17 protein-coding genes are annotated in these 18602 nt (G+C 37.8%); 8 read left to right on the forward strand and 9 right to left on the reverse strand.

Annotation, left to right across the window (positions count from 1 at the left end; all coding sequences use genetic code 11):
* Positions 1-51: 51 nt before the first annotated feature.
* Genes DHD80_RS18535 through DHD80_RS18550 form a run of 4 tightly spaced genes read right to left on the reverse strand, consistent with a single transcriptional unit; the run spans position 52 to position 2415 of the window.
* On the reverse strand, positions 52-591 hold the full coding sequence (locus tag DHD80_RS18535; RefSeq protein ID WP_251742960.1) for a hypothetical protein: 540 nt from the start codon (positions 589-591) through the stop codon (positions 52-54).
* 15 nt (positions 592-606) lie between these two features.
* Complete coding sequence (gene msrB / locus DHD80_RS18540) at positions 607-999, reverse strand: peptide-methionine (R)-S-oxide reductase MsrB (RefSeq protein WP_251742961.1); 393 nt, start codon at positions 997-999, stop codon at positions 607-609.
* A gap of 8 nt (positions 1000-1007) precedes the next feature.
* Complete coding sequence (msrB, locus tag DHD80_RS18545; RefSeq protein ID WP_251742962.1) at positions 1008-1493, reverse strand: peptide-methionine (R)-S-oxide reductase MsrB; 486 nt, start codon at positions 1491-1493, stop codon at positions 1008-1010.
* A 31-nt stretch (positions 1494-1524) separates the two neighbouring features.
* Entirely contained in the window at positions 1525-2415 is an 891-nt protein-coding gene (locus DHD80_RS18550) for an alpha/beta hydrolase (protein WP_251742963.1), read from the reverse strand.
* Between the two features lie 162 nt (positions 2416-2577).
* Here DHD80_RS18550 and DHD80_RS18555 point away from each other — a divergent pair, with 162 nt between their 5' ends.
* A complete protein-coding gene (locus DHD80_RS18555) occupies positions 2578-3399 on the forward strand; it encodes a M48 family metallopeptidase (RefSeq protein WP_251742964.1) in 822 nt (273 codons plus the stop codon).
* A 63-nt stretch (positions 3400-3462) separates the two neighbouring features.
* Positions 3463-4800, forward strand: a complete 1338-nt coding sequence (locus tag DHD80_RS18560) for an MFS transporter (protein ID WP_251742965.1) — start codon at positions 3463-3465, stop codon at positions 4798-4800.
* A gap of 46 nt (positions 4801-4846) precedes the next feature.
* Here the strand turns inward: DHD80_RS18560 and DHD80_RS18565 are convergent, their stop codons facing one another.
* From DHD80_RS18565 to DHD80_RS18580, 4 genes are read right to left on the reverse strand one after another with little or no spacing between them, the layout of a single operon-like run.
* Complete coding sequence (locus tag DHD80_RS18565) at positions 4847-5572, reverse strand: head GIN domain-containing protein (protein ID WP_251742966.1); 726 nt, start codon at positions 5570-5572, stop codon at positions 4847-4849.
* 20 nt (positions 5573-5592) lie between these two features.
* Positions 5593-6678 carry a hypothetical protein gene (locus tag DHD80_RS18570; RefSeq protein ID WP_251742967.1) on the reverse strand — a complete coding sequence of 362 codons (1086 nt, stop codon included), beginning with the start codon at positions 6676-6678 and terminating at the stop codon, positions 5593-5595.
* Positions 6659-7219: a DUF4179 domain-containing protein gene (locus DHD80_RS18575; protein WP_251742968.1), complete on the reverse strand. Its 561-nt coding sequence runs from the start codon at positions 7217-7219 to the stop codon at positions 6659-6661. The genes DHD80_RS18570 and DHD80_RS18575 overlap by 20 nt, the downstream gene beginning before the upstream one ends.
* Positions 7209-7766, reverse strand: coding sequence for an RNA polymerase sigma factor (locus tag DHD80_RS18580; RefSeq protein ID WP_251742969.1), 558 nt, complete (start codon positions 7764-7766; stop codon positions 7209-7211). Before DHD80_RS18580 ends, DHD80_RS18575 begins: the two co-directional genes overlap by 11 nt.
* A 211-nt stretch (positions 7767-7977) precedes the next feature.
* Here DHD80_RS18580 and lon point away from each other — a divergent pair, with 211 nt between their 5' ends.
* The 3 genes from lon (at position 7978) to rpsA (ending at position 13300) form a co-directional block, all read left to right on the forward strand.
* Complete coding sequence (lon, locus tag DHD80_RS18585) at positions 7978-10428, forward strand: endopeptidase La (RefSeq protein WP_251742970.1); 2451 nt, start codon at positions 7978-7980, stop codon at positions 10426-10428.
* Between the two features lie 108 nt (positions 10429-10536).
* Entirely contained in the window at positions 10537-11238 is a 702-nt protein-coding gene (gene cmk, locus DHD80_RS18590) for a (d)CMP kinase (RefSeq protein ID WP_251742971.1), read from the forward strand.
* A 202-nt stretch (positions 11239-11440) separates the two neighbouring features.
* A complete protein-coding gene (gene rpsA, locus DHD80_RS18595) occupies positions 11441-13300 on the forward strand; it encodes a 30S ribosomal protein S1 (RefSeq protein WP_251742972.1) in 1860 nt (619 codons plus the stop codon).
* Positions 13301-13540: 240 nt separating this feature from the next.
* Here rpsA and DHD80_RS18600 read toward each other — a convergent pair whose 3' ends face one another.
* The gene (locus DHD80_RS18600) at positions 13541-15919 is read right to left on the reverse strand and encodes a glycogen debranching protein (RefSeq protein ID WP_251742973.1); all 2379 of its coding nucleotides are present in this window, start codon (positions 15917-15919) and stop codon (positions 13541-13543) included.
* A 101-nt stretch (positions 15920-16020) separates the two neighbouring features.
* On the opposite strand from DHD80_RS18600, the gene DHD80_RS18605 reads away from it, so the two are divergent.
* The 3 genes from DHD80_RS18605 (at position 16021) to DHD80_RS18615 (ending at position 18594) form a co-directional block, all read left to right on the forward strand.
* Positions 16021-17022 (forward strand): hypothetical protein, encoded by a 1002-nt coding sequence (locus tag DHD80_RS18605; RefSeq protein WP_251742974.1) that lies wholly within the window; start codon positions 16021-16023, stop codon positions 17020-17022.
* 93 nt (positions 17023-17115) lie between these two features.
* Positions 17116-17655 carry a bifunctional pyr operon transcriptional regulator/uracil phosphoribosyltransferase PyrR gene (pyrR, locus tag DHD80_RS18610; RefSeq protein WP_251742975.1) on the forward strand — a complete coding sequence of 180 codons (540 nt, stop codon included), beginning with the start codon at positions 17116-17118 and terminating at the stop codon, positions 17653-17655.
* 6 nt (positions 17656-17661) lie between these two features.
* Positions 17662-18594 (forward strand): aspartate carbamoyltransferase catalytic subunit, encoded by a 933-nt coding sequence (locus DHD80_RS18615; protein WP_251742976.1) that lies wholly within the window; start codon positions 17662-17664, stop codon positions 18592-18594.
* The last annotated feature ends 8 nt before the right edge of the window (positions 18595-18602 follow it).

Genomic DNA, 18602 nt, shown 5'->3' on the forward strand with positions numbered 1-18602 from the left:
AGAAACGGGCGGGTGGGTGGTGTAGTATTGGCTTTCTTAGATTATTGCATTTCAATTCTCTGTGTTCACAATGTCGAAGGCATCGATCACTTCAAAATAATTATTCAAATCTACATTTGGATTGGCAGCAAAAGTCGCAGAAGGCACTACGACAATCCTAAAAGTTTGATTATCTGTAAAGCCGGTGTCAAGGTTACTCAAATCATAATTCCCATCTAAAATGATTTCTACATCATCAATAGTATGATTATACACATATTGAATGGTTCCTTCAGTAGTAAAGAAATTCTGCGGAATTAAACTCCAAGAATCCAAATCACCATTAGTTCCAGAAATAACTTCTAACCTATAAACTAAAACTGCATCTGATTCAGGTTCTGAAGTATTTACAGTGGCAGGGATGGGAATAGTAGGATTAGTAATCCAGTAATTGCGTTCAGCATCATATTCCAGATTAACTGTACTTTCAAATGTATATCCCAGTCCGTCAAGACCATCCAATCCCGGAGGGCCCTGTGGTCCCTGAGGCCCTTCAGATGAGCAGGAAAATAAGACGAAGCAAAAACTTAAAAGTGTTAGTATTTTTTTCATAATTGTAATTTTAGGTTATTTTTTAAATTCAATACTGGCCGAGTTAACACAATATCTCTGGCCGGTTTCTGTAGGGCCATCATCAAAAACGTGGCCAAGATGGCTTCCGCAGTTTGAACAGAGTATTTCCGTACGCATCATTCCAAAGGTTTTATCCTGAACATATTCAACCTTACCTTCAATTGCATCATCAAAACTTGGCCATCCGCAACCACTTTCAAACTTTGAGTTGCTTTCAAATAATTTTTCACCGCAGGCCGCACATTGGTACTCTCCATCTTCGAAGTGAAGGTTATACTTTCCGGTATTTGGTGCTTCTGTTCCTTTTTGTCTCAAAATCCTGTATTGTTCTGGAGATAGTTCTTTCTTCCAGTCTTCTTCAGATTTTTCAAGATTATATTTTTTCATAATAGGTATTATTTGGCTGGTTTAAATTTTAGGGCGACACCATTGATACAATGCCGTTTCCCGGTAGTTTCTTTGGGGCCATCATTAAAAACATGTCCTAAATGCCCTCCACATCGGGCACAATGAACTTCATCCCTCTGGTAACCTAATTTTGAATCACTTCCGTAAGCAACACCGCCATCTATAGCGCGGTCAAAACTTGGCCATCCTGTACCGCTTTCAAATTTATTTTCAGTTTTATAGACTTCTTTTCCGCACGCGGCGCAAACAAAAGTTCCCGGTTCATGGATATCTAATAATTCACTGCTAAAAGGCCTTTCTGTTCCTTCCCTACGCAACACGTCATATTCAGCAGAACTCAGTTCAGCTTTCCATTCGTCTTCGGTCTTGGTGATTTCAAACTCTTCCTGTTCTTCTGAAGTTGCTTTTTTCTGGGCATTGCTGTTACAGCTAAAGAAAAGGGCAATAATGGCAAGAGTGATTAATTGTTTCATTTTTCTAACTTTTCAGCTAAAATTACAAAGACTATGCCGTTATGAAAGTTGAAATTTTGTTAATTACTTTAGGATTACCCAGAATACGGCGATGTCCTAAGCTTTTTGTGATTAGCAACTCGCTGTTTTTTAAGGCAGCATCAATTTCATAAGCATCCTGAACTGATACATCTACATCATTTTCATCGTGCAAGATCAAAGTGGGATAAGTAATGCTTTTTGCGGAAAGCGCCCCGGAATACTGCTCCATTTCTTCCCCGAATTTCTTTTCCAGGTAATTCTGCATCAATTTCGCTACCTTATTGTTCATCTCCATATTCTTTGCAAAATCCCGGGTGATTTTGGATATGCTATTTGCCGTGCCTATAATAACCAGTTTTTTGGTTTTCACTCCTTCCTGTACAGCCCTTAAAGTTGAAATGCCACCGAGGGAATGACCAATAATTGCATCAAAAGGACCAAACTTTTCATTTAAAAAATGAAGGCTTTCAATAAAATAGGGCATCATGCTAAATTTACCTTCCATTTTGCCATGAGCCGGCGCATCAAAACTTATTGTAGCGTAGCCTTCTTGAAGTAAAGCTTTGGCAATTTTAGACATTTGCGTCCCGCTACCGCTCCAACCATGAACCAGCAATATTTTTTTTGAAGAGGAACCATATTTATATACCCGTATCTGCTTTTTACTCTTAGGAAGGATAAGGTTTTCCTGTTCAGAATTTAGATTCATTTCTTTTTCCCTATCCGGAATTTTATATCTAAAAGGAGTTAAAAATAATCTTGCGGCGAACCTGCTCGCAATTTTAGGGGAGAACCAGGTTAAAAACTTAGAAATTTTTAAAATATAGAGGGGGATCAATAATCTTTGCACCGGTACATAGTCTTTTTTCTTCTCCAACTTATCTAATCTAAACGAATTCAAACTTACAAAATTTGACTTTGATGCTGCCTGAAAAGCCTATGAATGTTAGTTTATTAGATATTGGTATTATTTTTGAAACTCTATTTTTTGTTAAATCATACTTAAACTCAAAAGTGTCGAGATGAAGCTTTTGTACTTTTAGGTAACTAAAAACCAATTATCATGAACTTGAAAAAGACTTTTATAGCATTCAGCCTTATAATGATGGTCGTTGCCTGTAAAACAAACCCATTTACCGGTGAACGGAATTTAAATTTTGTTAGTAACGATCAATTGTTTCCTTCATCATTTGCGCAATACGATCAATTTTTAAAAGAAAATGAAGTAGTTAGAGGTACTGCAGAGGCACAAATGGTTCAAAGAACCGGGCAGAAAATTGTTACGGCTGCGGAACGATACTTAAACGCGAATGGATATCAGGGATTTCTGAATGACTTTGAATGGGAATTCAATTTGGTTAAAGATGATGCAATAAATGCATTTGCGATGCCAGGGGGTAAGACCGTGTTCTTTACAGGGATGATGCCAATCGCACAGAATGAAACCGGGGTTGCGGTAGTGATGGCCCATGAGGTAGCGCACGCTCTTGCAGATCATGGCGCACAAAGAATGAGTGCAGCTCAATTGCAACAAATTGGTGGTGTAGTTGGATCTGTAGCCGTGAGTGGTAGAAGCCAAGAAACCCAGCAAATGTTTGCCCAATTTTATGGATTGGGAACTACAGTGGGGGTAATGCTTCCTTTTAGTAGAAGCCATGAAACTGAAGCGGATAGAATTGGATTGACTTTAATGGCAATTGCCGGATATAATCCAGATGAAGCTGCAGATCTTTGGAGAAGGATGCAGGCGCAAAGTGATGGACAGGCTCCACCGGAGTTTTTAAGCACTCACCCTTCCAATGCAACAAGAATTAATAATCTTACGCAATGGGCGCCACAGGCAAAAGCCGAAGCTGCCAAATATGGGGTCACCAGTTTTAAATAATTTTCAAATAAATATAAAAGCTAAAAAGCCGCTGATCTCAGTGGCTTTTTCTATTTTTAGAAAATGAAACATCTGGAAAAGGGTAGCAAAAAATTAATTACTGCCTGGGCATTTTACGATTGGGCAAACTCTGTATATCCTTTAGTAATTTCTTCAGCAATTTTCCCCATATTTTACGGTGCCTTAACAATTGAACGCAATGAGTTAGGTGAAAAAATAAATGATACCGTAAATTTCTTCGGTATCGATTTTAATAATGATACCTTAATAAGTTATGTAACCGCAGCAGCTTTTCTTGTGGTTAGCATATTGAGTCCGCTTCTTTCCGGGATTGCAGATTATGTGGGGAATAAAAAGAACTTTATGAAGTTCTTTTGCTATTTAGGAGCGGTATCATGCATAGGACTTTTTTGGTTTGACCTTGAGGTTCTCTGGTTTGGATTTCTTTGTTACTTTTTTGCTTTAATCGGGTTTTGGAGTAGTATCGTTTTTTATAATTCTTATTTACCTGATATTGCTTTTGAAGATCAACAGGACAAGGCCAGTGCTAAAGGATATTCTCTTGGATATCTTGGAAGTGTGATATTGCTTATTTTTTGCCTTTTAATGATTTTGAAATTTGAATGGTTTGGTTTTGAAGATGAAGGTTTTCCAACCAGATTATCTTTTGTTTTAACTGGTATCTGGTGGATTGTCTTTAGCCAGTATAGCTATTATTATTTACCAAAAGGTAATAAAAAATCCAGGCTCACAAAAAATGTCATTTTTAATGGCTTTCGTGAAATAAAAAAGATCTGGAACTCCCTAAATCAAAATAAGACTTTAAAAAAATACCTGGTTGCATTTTTTGTGTATAGCATGGCGGTACAAACCATTATGTTGATTGCCACCTATTTTGGAATTGAAGAACTCGATTGGGGAGATCAAAATCCAACTACAGGGCTAATTATAAGCATACTTTTAATTCAATTAGTTGCGATTGTAGGGGCGACACTAACTTCAAGACTGGCTTTAAAATTCGGAAATATTAAGGTGCTTATTTTCATTAATTTAATCTGGATTGCGATTTGTGGATACGCTTATTTTATAACCACACCTAACCAGTTTTATATCGCTGCGGCATCTGTGGGGATGGTAATGGGCGGGATACAATCTCTATCAAGATCTACTTATTCCAAAATGCTGCCTGCAAACACCGTAGATACAACAAGTTTTTTCAGCTTTTATGATGTTGCTGAAAAAATAGGAATTGTGATTGGAATGTTTTCTTACGGACTGGTTGCCCAAATAACCGGAAGTGTTAGACAATCAATTTTATTCCTTATAGTTTTTTTTATCGCCGGGGTGATCTTGCTTATGCGGGTGCCAAAACAACTTCCTGCTATAACCTCTTCGGAATAGAAAAAGCCCGAATTAATCGGGCTTTAAAAAAAAGTATTTGAATATTTTATAAAGAAGAAACTCTTCCGGAACCTGCGGTTTTCACTTTCTTATCAGGATTCCCGGAATATTTAATATCTCCAGATCCTGCAATACTTGCCTCCAGTGTTCCGGTTACATTAACAAAAATGTCACCCGAACCCATAATTCTCGCATCCACATTACTGGCCTCCAGTGATCTTGCATCAAAATCCCCGCTGCCGGTAACTGTACAATTTAATCTAGAGGTTTTCCCTTTCAGGTCAATATCCCCAGACCCGGTTACTTTTCCTTCAATTTCCTTTACTTCAAGATTAAGTTTTAAATTACCTGAACCTGTAACTGCAAGTTTCATCTCTTCGCCCCTTATGGTTGATCCTCCATAAATATCTCCAGATCCTGTTACGGAAACTTCTTCTATACTTTCAACTGGAACGGTAATCTTAACCGACCTTGTGGTTTGAAGGCTCACATTTTTTTCAGTACTTATTTCAAGCTTTCCATTCTTTACTTCAGTAGTAATATACTCCTGTAAATTGCTTTCCGCTTCAATCTTTATAGAGCCTTCTTTTCCTTTAACCAGTTCCACATCAAAGGAACCGGTAAGGCTTACCCCATTATAAGAACCCACAGATCTTGTTTTGGTAACCACCTCTCCATTCCCTTTAATTTTGTCATTTCCTCCCCACCATTGCGCGTTTGCAGTTTGACTTATCATAAAGACTGCTGCTAGAATGAACATTACTTTTTTCATAATTTCTGTTTTTTGATTGATTATTCTTTTATAAAATTTACACTACCATAACTGGTATTTATTTTGATCATCCCATTACTGGAAGACGATCCGTAAAATCCCGAAACTGAATGGCTGGTTCCGCTATTATTTTCATTTTTTACAGAGAGTTCATTTAAACCATCAATCCCGCCATACGATGTTCTTACGTCAAATTGAAAATCCATTTCATTGTCGTAACCAAGTTTTACCCCGGCATAATCGGTTTCAATATCGATTCGACGTGTGCCTTTAATTACTTTTTCAATGGAGATCGAACCATAGTCCTGGTTGATTTCAGCAGAAGTAAAAATTCTATTGATCTTAGTGCTTAGGTAATCGCCATTTCCGCGTAATTCTTTAACCTTTCCAATGCTAATGCTTCCGTAGTCGCAATTATATTCCAGCCGGTTTACTTTTTCAATGTTGCTATCAGAATAATCGGCCCTAATGATCAAGGTTCCAACTTCGCCAATTTCATAACTAGAATAATCAGCATTTATTTCAGCATTGGTGATGTATTCTATTTTGCTTTTGCTGGTATAATCAAAATTAAGGTAATTAGAACTCCCGCGTAATTCCCCAATATCAATCTTTCCATAATCACAATTGATCTTGGCATTTCCGGTTGTTTTGTCAATATAGATTCCGCCGTAATCGTTGCTAATATCCAGTTTGTTACCAATGGGAGCACGAACGATATAATTAATTTCCATATTAATATTACTGGAACCATCAAAAATTTGTTTCCACCAGGATCTATTGTCTTTGGAAAATCTTGTTTTCGCACTTACCGAACCGGAAGATTGATTAAAATCTATCTGAATATCCCTTAATTTTTCTTCCACCAGATCTTCATCGTTGCCGTTGGTCTTAATCCTAACCTCGATAGTCACACGATTTTGATCCCAGGTTTTGATATCTACATTGCCGTAACTGTTATCGATGATGAGATTGTCATAAGCGCCAACGCTAAATTCCTTCTGGACTTTTTTCTCCCGGGTATGCTTGCCGTTAAAATCATTCCCGGTGCTTACCGATCCTGAAATTAGGAAGAGGAGGAGGATATTAGATAGTATTGATTTCATAATTCTCTTTTTTAAATTCTTTGATTTGTTCTATTTGGATTAAGGTTTTATTTAAAAGATCGATTCTTTGTTGAAAATTCTGAATCATTGCATGAACCACGCGATTGTCCTTGCCGCTGGTATTGAGATCGCTTCTTAAATCCTGATATTCTTTTTCCAGCTTATCCAGCTGAAGAATTGCATCTTCAATAACCTTGGCAGTTTCCGGAGTTTTATTTTCCTTTAATGAGATCAGTTCTTTGCTGATCACTCCGGTATAAAATTCCTGGGTTTGTTTCATTTCAGAAGAAACACTTGCCAAATCTGCATTTTCGACATTGAGGTTATATCCAAAAAATTGGCCTGCGATCAATAATCCCAAAATGAATACAGCAGCAATGCTGGAAATAATATACCAGCGTTTATAACTATTTTCAGGAGTCTGAAGATTTTTTGCGTCTTTCAGCTTTTCAAAAAAACGTTCTTCGTGATCTGGACGTGGCTCCCTAATATTAAAATCAAGATTCTTAAAAAGTTGTTCTATAGAGTCGTTATTCTTCATTTTGTAATTTTTTTCTTAGACTTTCTTTTGCTCTGGAGATCATTGTTCGGCAATTGGCGTATGAGATATCCATTATCTGGGAAATTTCCTCATAATCATAGCCTTCGATCAAATGGAGGGTTAAGCCTAACCTGTAATTCTTTTTAAGAGATTTTATTTTACTTAAAATAAGCCTCACTTTTTGGTTATTTTCATCTTCATTTTCCAGAATAAGTCCGTCGTTATCTGTTTCATTTTTAAGTTCATCGTTATAATTCACTTCAGCCAGACGTACTTTTTTATTATAAGAGGTAATACTTTCATTCACTACAATTCTTTTTAGCCAGGCTCCAAAGGTTGAATTCCCTTGAAAACTTTCTATCTTGCCAAAAACTTTCAGGAAAGCTTCCTGCATTGCATCCTCGGCTTCAGCCGAATGGCCGGTGATTCGATAAGCGGTATTGTACATTGCTTTATAATACCTATTATAAATCTCCATTTGAGCTCGATTATCGGCACAGCGACAACGATCTACCAGGTCATTGATATGTGTGATGGTTGGTGTCAATTATAACTTGGTTTCACTTATAAAGATGAGGTTGTTTTTCATTTGTTACACTTTTACTGAAATTTATATAAAAAATCCGTGGCACAGGAATTGAATATTTGAAAGAGCGAATAGGGATAGATAGTTTAAACCTTTGTAATTAAAGGGTTTAACTGAATATGAATCCTTCTGAAGGCTGAAAAACTGGTGACAGTTTGACTTAAAATTAATTATGACGAAAACAAAATTTTTAAATATTGACAGTTTGTCATTTCAGGGAATAGAAGAGGATGCTGAATTAATCCCATTAATGACTCCTGAAGATGAAGAAGAAATAAATAAAGAAAATTTACCGGAAACCTTACCTATACTGCCATTACGCAATACAGTTTTATTTCCAGGGGTGGTAATACCAATTACCGCCGGCCGTGATGCCTCGATCAAGCTTATTAATGAAGCTAATAGTGGGAATAAAACAATTGGGGTGGTGTCTCAAAAAGATGAGTCGGTTGAAAATCCTGAATCTAAAGACATCAATAAAGTTGGGGTCGTTGCCCGAATTTTAAGGGTGTTAAAAATGCCTGATGGAAATACAACCGTGATCATCCAGGGTAAAAAGAGGTTCAGAATTACACAGATTGTAACAGAAAAACCTTATTTAAATGCCGTGGTTGCTGAAGTGCCGGAAACCAGACCGGAAAAAGGCAATGCCGAATTTACCGCAATTGCCGACTCTATAAAGGAACTGGCTCTTGAGATTATTAAAGGAAGCCCAAATATTCCTTCTGAAGCGTCTTTTGCTATCAAAAATATTGAAAGCACGTCGTTTTTGATCAATTTCGTTTCCTCGAATATGCAGTTGACTGTGGAAGAGAAGCAGAACCTGCTTGAGGTGAATGATCTGCGGGAAAGGGCATTGGCGACTTTAAAGCATATGAATACCGAGTACCAAAAACTGGAATTGAAGAATGATATCCAGAGCAAGGTACAGAGCGATATGAGCCAGCAGCAACGGGAATATTTTCTGCATCAGCAAATGAAAACCATCCAGGAAGAATTGGGTGGAGTTTCCCATGAAGATGAAATTGTTGAAATGAGGGCGCGGGCTAAAAAGAAAAAATGGGACGAAAGGATCGAAAAGCATTTTGATAAGGAACTTTCAAAAATGCAGCGAATGAATCCGCAGGTTGCGGAGTATTCCATTCAACGCAATTACTTGGATCTTTTTCTGGAGCTTCCCTGGAATGATTTCAGCAAAGATAAATTCGATTTAAAACGTGCTATGAGAATATTGGACCGTGATCATTACGGTCTTGATGATGTGAAGAAACGTATTATTGAGTATTTGGCGGTTTTAAAACTTCGGAATGACATGAAGTCTCCAATCCTTTGTTTGTATGGACCTCCGGGAGTAGGGAAAACCTCTCTGGGAAAATCTGTAGCAGAAGCATTGGGAAGGGAATATGTGAGGGTTTCGTTAGGTGGTTTGCGGGATGAAGCTGAAATACGCGGGCACCGTAAAACCTATATTGGGGCCATGCCGGGAAGAATTATTCAGAGCTTAAAAAAAGCGGGGACAAGTAATCCTGTTTTTGTGCTTGATGAAATTGACAAATTAAGCTCCGGTCATGCGGGGGATCCTTCTTCAGCTTTGCTGGAAGTATTAGATCCTGAGCAAAACAGCGAATTTCACGATAATTTCCTGGAAATGGGATTTGACCTTTCCAAGGTAATGTTTATAGCTACCTGTAACTCTTTAAGTACCATTCAGCCTGCCTTAAGGGACAGGATGGAAATCATCAATGTTACGGGTTATACTATTGAAGAAAAAGTGCAGATCGCGAAAAGACATTTATTGCCCAAACAACTAAAAGAGCATGGCCTTAATTCTGATCATTTAAAAATTGGAAAAAAACAATTAGAAAAAATTGTTGAAGGTTATACTAGGGAATCGGGTGTTCGTGGTTTGGAAAAGCAAATTGCAAAAGTAGTACGATATGCTGCGAAGAATATTGCCATGGAAGATGAGTATAATATTAAAATCTCAAATGAGGATATTATTGAAATTTTGGGAGGCCCTAAAATGGAGAGGAATAAATATGAGAACAATGATGTTGCCGGTGTAGTAACCGGACTGGCCTGGACTCAGGTAGGTGGGGATATTCTTTTTATAGAATCTATTTTATCAAAAGGAAAGGGAAACCTTTCTATAACCGGTAACTTAGGTAAGGTGATGAAAGAATCTGCTACCATTGCTATGGAATATATGAAATCTAATGCCGAAGAATTGGGGATAAATCCTGAAATTTTCGAAAAATATAATGTGCACATTCACGTGCCGGAAGGGGCGACTCCAAAAGATGGGCCCAGTGCCGGGATTACGATGTTAACTTCGTTAGTTTCATTATTCACTCAGAAAAAAGTAAAGAAAAATATTGCCATGACCGGTGAGATTACTTTGAGGGGGAAAGTTTTACCAGTTGGCGGGATTAAGGAAAAGATCCTGGCCGCTAAAAGAGCTCGTATAAAAGAACTTATCCTTTGCGAAGAAAATAAAAGGGATATTGAAGAGATTAAAGCTGATTATCTTGAAGGACTTACGTTCCATTATGTAAAGGATATGAGTGAGGTGATCGATCTTGCCATTACCGATGAAAGTGTGAAAAATGCTAAAAAATTTTAACCCAAAATAATTTAGTTTTGAAGAGCCCCGCTAAAAACGGGGCTTTTTTAGTTTCAGCCTAAAATCCACTTCAATAATACTATCTTTGATATTAGAAATTTTAAAGAGATGGAAACTAAAATCACCATTGCGATTGATGGTTATTCTTCAACGGGGAAAAGTACGGTAGCGAAACAATTGGCTCAAAAATTAGGCTATGTTTATGTGGATACAGGAGCTATGTATCGCGCGGTAACCTTATTTATGATGCGAAAATTATTCGTTTCCGCTACCACTTTAAATTCCGAAGCAATTGTAAGACATTTACCATTTATCTCGGTAAAATTTGTTTTTAACCCAAAAAAAGGTTTTGGTGAAATCTATCTCAATGGTGAAAATGTTGAGAAAGAGATTCGATATATGGAAGTTTCTGAACAGGTGAGTAAAGTTGCCTCAATTCCTGAAGTTCGAAAATTACTGGTACAGCAGCAAAAAGAAATGGGGAAGGATAAAGGCGTGGTTATGGATGGACGGGATATTGGGACTGTAGTCTTTCCAAACGCTGAATTAAAATTATTTATGACCGCTTCTACTGAAACCCGCGCCCAAAGACGTTATGATGAGTTAATACAAAGAGGGGATAAGGTTTCCTTTGAAGAGGTGCTTAAAAATGTAAAGGAACGTGATTATTTGGATACTACCCGGGACGATTCTCCTTTAATCATGGCGAAGGATGCGCTGGAAATCGATAATTCTAACCTCACCTTAGAGGAACAATTTGGCAGGATTCTCAAGATTGCCGAGGATAAGATTACGGAAATTTCTACCTGATATTTTTATTCATTTTTTGATAGATTATTTTCTTTTAGATTTAGTTGTACTATTTTCTTAATTATCGTATTTTTGCACTCCTTTTTGGCAGAAAAACGGAAATCCGAAAAGGGCTGATAATCAAATTTATAAATCACTTCTGTGTTTCTCTTTTGCTTTACAGATTTCCGAAGAACATGGAATACAAAATAATGAGTCAGTAATGGCTGAAGAAACAAAAAATTCACAAGTAGAAGATTCTAATCAGGATCTTGAAGTACAGGAAGTTGCAGGTTTGGACAATGAGTCACAACCTGAAGCTGAAAACCAACAGGATAATCCTGAAAAATTCCTAAAAGATTTCAACTGGCATAATTATGAGGAAGGTATCGACCCGATCGATGATTCCAAGCTGGAAGAATTCGAAAAGTTAGTAGCTGCGAATTTCGTTGACACTCTTGACGACGAAGTTGTAACCGGTAGGGTAATTAATCTTACAGATCGTGATGCAATTATCGACATTAACGCGAAAAGTGAAGGTGTTATTTCTCTTAACGAGTTTCGCTACAATCCAGATTTAAAAGAAGGTGATGAGGTAGAGGTTCTTATAGACGTTCGTGAAGATGCTACAGGACAATTAATTCTATCTCACCGTAAAGCCAGGGTAATTAAAGCATGGGAACGTGTAAATAAAGCTCATGACGACAGTTTAGTGGTAAACGGATTTATTAAATGCCGTACTAAAGGTGGTATGATCGTAGATGTTTTCGGAATTGAAGCTTTCTTACCTGGATCTCAAATCGATGTAAAACCAATCAGGGATTATGATGCTTATGTTGGGAAAAACATGGAATTCAAAGTTGTAAAGATCAACCATGAATTTAAAAATGTTGTAGTTTCACATAAAGCTCTTATTGAAGCTGACATCGAGGAACAGAAGAAAGAGATTATCGGGCAGCTTGAAAAAGGTCAGGTACTGGAAGGTACAGTTAAAAACATTACTTCATACGGGGTATTTGTTGATCTTGGAGGTGTTGACGGTCTTGTTCACATTACAGATCTTAGCTGGTCTAGAATCAACCATCCAAATGAGATTGTTGAACTTGATGAAAAACTGAATGTTGTAATTCTTGATTTTGATGAATCTAAAACAAGAATTCAATTAGGTCTTAAACAATTAAGCCAGCATCCATGGGATGCCCTTGATGGTAAGCTAAAAGTTGGTGATAAAGTAAAAGGTAAAGTAGTTGTGATCGCAGATTACGGTGCATTTATCGAAGTTGCTGAAGGTGTTGAAGGTTTGATCCACGTTTCAGAAATGAGCTGGAGCACTCACTTGAGATCTGCTCAGGATTTCGTAAATGTTGGAGATGAGGTTGAAGCTCAAATCCTTACTTTAGATAGAGAAGACAGAAAAATGTCCCTTGGTATTAAGCAATTAACGCCAGATCCATGGACTGATATTACTTCTAAATATCCTGTAGGTTCTAAACATAAAGGTATCGTTCGTAATTTCACTAACTTCGGTGTATTCGTTGAGTTAGAAGAAGGAATTGACGGACTTATCTATATCTCTGATCTTTCCTGGACTAAGAAGATCAAGCATCCTTCAGAATTCACCAATGTTGGTGATACTCTTGAAGTAGTTGTTCTTGAATTAGATGTGGAAGGTAGAAAGTTAAGTCTTGGTCATAAGCAAATCGAGGATAATCCTTGGGATAAATATGAAAAAGACTTTGGAGTTGGAACTACGCACACTGCAGAGATTACCGAAATTGTAGATAAAGGTGCAACGATAGACTTTAACGAGGATATCACTGCATTTGTTCCACAAAGACATCTTGAAAAAGAAGACGGTAATAAATTGAAAAAAGGTGAAGAAGCCGAATTCCAAATTATTGAATTCAATAAAGAATTTAAAAGGGTAGTTGCTTCCCACATGACAGTTCACAAAGAAGAAGAGCAAAAGATTGTGAAGCAGGCAGCTAAGAAGGCAGCAGCTTCCAGCAGTGACAAAACCACGATTGGTGATGTTAATGCAGATCTTCAGGCTTTGAAAGATAAAATGGAAGGTAAGAAATAATCTAACCTGAAGTTTAATTAAATGAAACCTCTCCGGGAAACCGGGGAGGTTTTTTTATGGAAGAAAATCATATCCAATTAAATAATTTTCTAAGTGTTGAAGGAGGAAATGCTCCCAATTAACATTTTATATGCTGAAGAAAATATAGAGGGTGATTGGATTTTAGTTCAATTAACACTTGGGAAGAAATTTCTGCCTTATTTTTCTAATGGCGGTTTTTTATTTCTTAATAAATAATTTTCAGTTTATGATTTCCTCCAGTTCCAGAAGGATCAAATTTTTGTCTGATCTTAATTCTTTATTTTCTTGATTTAAATCAGTTCCAATATTGGTAGATAAAAGTTTATAATTTTCAGGGACGGTAAATTCAACGATCCAACTGACATTGGTTTTTAAAATTTTCAAGCTCATAATATTGTCGTTTTTCTCATAATAAACTGAAACTTCATTGTCCTTCATCAACACATTTTCAAGGGAAGCCTTATTCCATGCTGAAGGCATTTGCGGTTGAATGCTGACAATTTTCTTCGCGGCATTAGGCTGAATGCCGAAAAACTGCTCGACGATTGGAATAGCAAAACTATAGATATTCCATGCCTGGGTAATCATCCCGTAGTCTGGTGAAACCTCGTAAATACTACCGGGAAGGGCATAGCTAAAGCTGCGCGTCATCCTCTTAAGATATTCCAGGGCCATGTCTGGATTTCCGTAATTATTTTCGGCAATAGCCTGCACGCCGGTAGGTAAAGTCATCACGGCACCGGTATAGGAAAACATTTTGCTTCCTTTAAATCCAGAAAGATCACTTTTAAAAGATTCGTCCCGGTCTATTCCGGTCACGAAAACCCCAAAAGGATTGGTATAGGTTTCAGCGGTTTTTAAAGCGGTTTTTGCTTTTTCGGGATCGGCTACTTTGGTTTCCATGGGCGTATTCACTACCCAGTTGTGGTGCAATACAAACGGGCTCGGTTTATTTGACGGATGTTCCAGGATATATTTTTTAGTTTCTTTTAATTCTTTTACAGACCAGGGTTTGTTTAGCGTATCGGCACGAACAATAGCATCTTCAAGAAGCCGGATCGCCTGCGCATCGGTTCCAATAAAGTCGGCATAGGATCCAAATTCCTGCGACCAAAATTCATTATTGATTTTTTCTTTGAGTTTATTTGCTATGTCCCTGTATTCGGCACTAAGAGAATCTAATTCAAGTTCAGTAGCTATATTTGCTGCATCACGAAAGGCTTTCTGGGTATATACGGCCACATCTATCATTTCGTTGTCCATTCCATGAATTTCCATCATCCCAAAACCATCAGGAAAAAGATTCTTGTTCTCATCATTTTCTAACATCAACCAGCTCAAGCCTTTTTGAATAGTTGGAAAGTACTTCTGTAAAAAATTTCTGTCGCCATCCCATTGATAAATTTCCCAGATGAGCGATGCGAATTGAGGGGTTTCATTGATATTTCCGTCATTAAAAACCGCACCATTAGTGGACATTTCGTGGATTATTTTACCATTTCCATTCACTTTTTGGGAAACGCTGTCCAGCAATGAGATGGTTTGGAAAACCGGCTCGGTTTGGCCAATTGCCATATAGCCCTGAAGGGCATATTCACTGTCTACTCCAAACCACCACGGGTAGTCTGGGATACCGGCAGTAATTCCTGTACCAATTCCCGGTACACTCTGGATAAGCCAGTCACTATTGTATTTTAACCATTCAAAAGCCTGCTCGAGATCCTTATTGGGAATAGATAATTTGGAACGCATCGCCAAATTTTCAAACCGTACTTTCTTGGAAATTAGCATTTCCTTCCAATCGCTCTTCAATAAAGCAATGATATTTTCTGCTTCGGCTTTAGACTGGTTAGAACCGGAAATGTAAAAATTGATTTGGGTACTGCCATTGGCGGGAACCTCCAAACTATAATCTGTAGAAATCGCTCTTCCCTTCCCCTGATAAGGATTCGAAATTGCTTTTGTCCCATTAGAACTGCGATTGGAAGCCACTATGGAAAACCAGGGATTATCGTTGTCTTTGAAGACGAGCAGATTTCCCTTCTCATCTTCTTCAAAAATATCTTCAGAATCTATCATGTTAGTTCTTTCTCCTAACCAGGTTGGTCTTAGATCAGAATATGTTTTTAAAGTGAAGTTGATCTTTTTGGATTTTTCATCTTTATTCTTGAAAACATATTGTACCACCAATCCCGCAAGGTTATCGGGAACAAATTGCCATCTTTCTACCCGGAGGGACGAATTGCCGGTATTATAAATGTGTTTTGCCGCAATGGGATAATTAAAAAAATCATCTGCTTCTAATAGCTTTTCTGAATGGCCCTCATAACTAATTTCTACTTCAAAGCCATCCAAAAGTTTGATGGGATGACTCCAAACTCCTCCCATTTCCCCTTTAATATGCCAGCCTATCTCCGGAAAGCTCCCATCCTGGTGCCCTACAACATACAATCGGTTTCCGGCAGTTACGAAAGGTGAGGCGAGATAGGCATCTTTGCCTTTTATGACCGGACTGTCCAATAATAGTTCTTCGAAGTTTTGCGAATGGCAAGGTCCAAAAAATCCTATACAGATAAATAGGAATAAAAAATTTCGCATGACATTTATATTTATTGATCTACCAACTCCCTAAAATAGGAAAAAAGATAGGATAACTTTGAGAACTCGGCTTTTCCATTAAAAATTACTATTATTGAAAAATGAAAAAACGATACTGGATTCCAGCTTTGATAATTCTTATTTTAGTGATCACCTGGTTTTCCGGGCCTGTGCCTCCAAAACCTACCTATCCCAAAGACCTGCCCGCATTACCTTCTGAATTAAATGCGCTGGCTGAATATATTGTTAAGGCCGAAGATTCCCTGCCCGTACGGACAGATAATGAAGCTCGCATTGTTTTTCATAACGCGGTACCTCAAAAAACTGAATATTCCATCATCTATCTCCACGGATTTGCCGGGAGTTATCGAGATGGTTTTCCCGTAAATAAAAATATCGCAGACACGTTAAAGGCAAACCTTTTTTATGCCAGATGGGCTGGCCACGGACTCAAACCTCCACATTCTCTGGAAAATTTTGGGCCAGATCAGGCCTGGGAATCGGCCAAGCAGGCGCTGGAAATTGGAACTTTAATCGGTGAAAAAGTTATTATTATGAGTACCTCTACCGGAGGCACACTTGCTATCGATCTTGCCGCCGCCTATCCTGAGAAAGTTTTTGCCCTAATTAATTTATCCCCGAACCTTGAAGATGATATGCCGGGAACTTTTGTGCTGAATTCTCCCTGGGGCTATGAGATCGCCAAACTCATCTCTTTCGGAGAAAATAAGAAAATAGAACATGAACAGGCAATCGCCAGAAAATATTGGGACACCATTTATCCTTCAAAAGCATTAGTAGATCTACAGGTTTTAGTTGAAACCACGATGGTCCCGGATACCTATAAAAAAGTAAAATGTCCTGTTCTCACCCTTTTTTATCGTAAAAATTTCATGGAAAAAGATGGACATGTGGAGGTAAGTGTTTATGAAGATGCCTATGCCTTTTTTTCCACTCCAGATAGCTTAAAAGTTTTAAAACCTCTACCCAATCCCGGAACACATTTTATTGGCAGCGATATAAAATCTAGGGATGTTGAGAGTGTAGAGCGGGAGATCGTTCGGTTTTTAAAAGATCAATTGAAAATAAATATTCAGGAATAAAATTTTTTGGAAATAATCGAAATTTGTTTAGGCCTGTTCATAAAAGGATTATTAAAAAAAATCTTACTTTTGCCCTAATCCACAATACCTCTCATGAGCCGAAAAGTACTGCTAGACGCTAACGAACTTCACATTATACTTCATCGTCTGGCTTGTCAATTAGTGGAACGTCATACCGATTTTAAGAATACCGTATTAATTGGAATTCAGCCAAGGGGAGTTTTTGTGGCCAGAAAGATCACTCAAATCCTGAAAGAGGAATATGGGCTTACAGACCTTAAATATGGAGACCTTGATATCACATTTTATCGTGATGATTTCCGCAGGGGGGAAAAGCCTTTAGAAGCCAATAAGACCAATATCGATTTTATAGTGGAAGATAAAAGTGTGGTTTTTATAGATGATGTTCTTTATACCGGCAGAAGTATCAGGGCCGCATTAACTGCAATCCAATCCTTCGGAAGGCCAAAAGAAATTGAATTATTAAGTCTTATAGACAGGAGGTTTAGCAGACATTTACCCATTCAACCAGATTATAACGGGAGACAGGTAGATGCCATCAATGAAGAAAAGGTAATAGTAAGCTGGAAGGAGCAGGATGGGGAAGATGCCGTGTATCTTATTTCAAAATAAAAGAAAATGAACAGCGAATTAAGTGTTGATCACTTACTGGGAATTAAATATCTTACTAAAGGGGATATTGAACTTATCTTCAAAACAGCCGATCATTTTAAGGAAGTTATCAATCGGCCCATCAAGAAAGTTCCCTCGCTTCGGGATATTACTATTGCAAATTTATTCTTCGAAAATAGTACCAGGACCCGTTTATCTTTTGAATTAGCTGAAAAACGATTGAGTGCAGATATTATCAATTTTTCTGCTGCTTCATCTTCAGTAAACAAAGGAGAAACGCTGATAGATACGGTGAATAACATACTTTCCATGAAAGTAGATATGGTAGTAATGCGTCATCCAAATCCGGGAGCTGGTATTTTTCTATCCAAACATGTTAAGGCAAGTATTATTAATGCGGGTGATGGTGCGCATGAACATCCTACACAGGCTTTATTAGATTCTTATTCTATAAGAGAGAAATTAGGGGAGGTGAAAGGTAAAAAAGTGGTGATTGTTGGCGATATCCTACACAGCCGGGTCGCCTTATCCAATATTTTCGCACTTAAACTCCAGGGAGCGACGGTAAAAGTGTGTGGGCCAAAGACTTTATTACCCAAGCATATTGAATCACTGGGAGTTACTATAGAGCCGAATCTTATAAAAGCTTTGGAATGGTGTGATGTGGCCAATATGTTGCGGGTTCAAAATGAACGGATGGAAATAAATTATTTTCCAAGTACCAGGGAATACGTGAAGCAATACGGGTTAACCAGAAAGATTCTGGATAATCTGAATAAGGAAATCGTAATCATGCACCCGGGACCCATAAATAGGGGAGTGGAGATCACCAGTGATGTGGCAGATTCAGAACACGCAATTATTTTAGACCAGGTTCAGAATGGAGTAGCCGTGAGAATGGCAGTTATTTATCTCCTTGCATCAAAAATAAAGCAATAGGTTAAAGA

This window comes from Gramella sp. AN32, from assembly GCF_023718305.1.
In the GTDB taxonomy this organism is placed as follows: Bacteria; Bacteroidota; Bacteroidia; order Flavobacteriales; family Flavobacteriaceae; genus Christiangramia; species Christiangramia antarctica.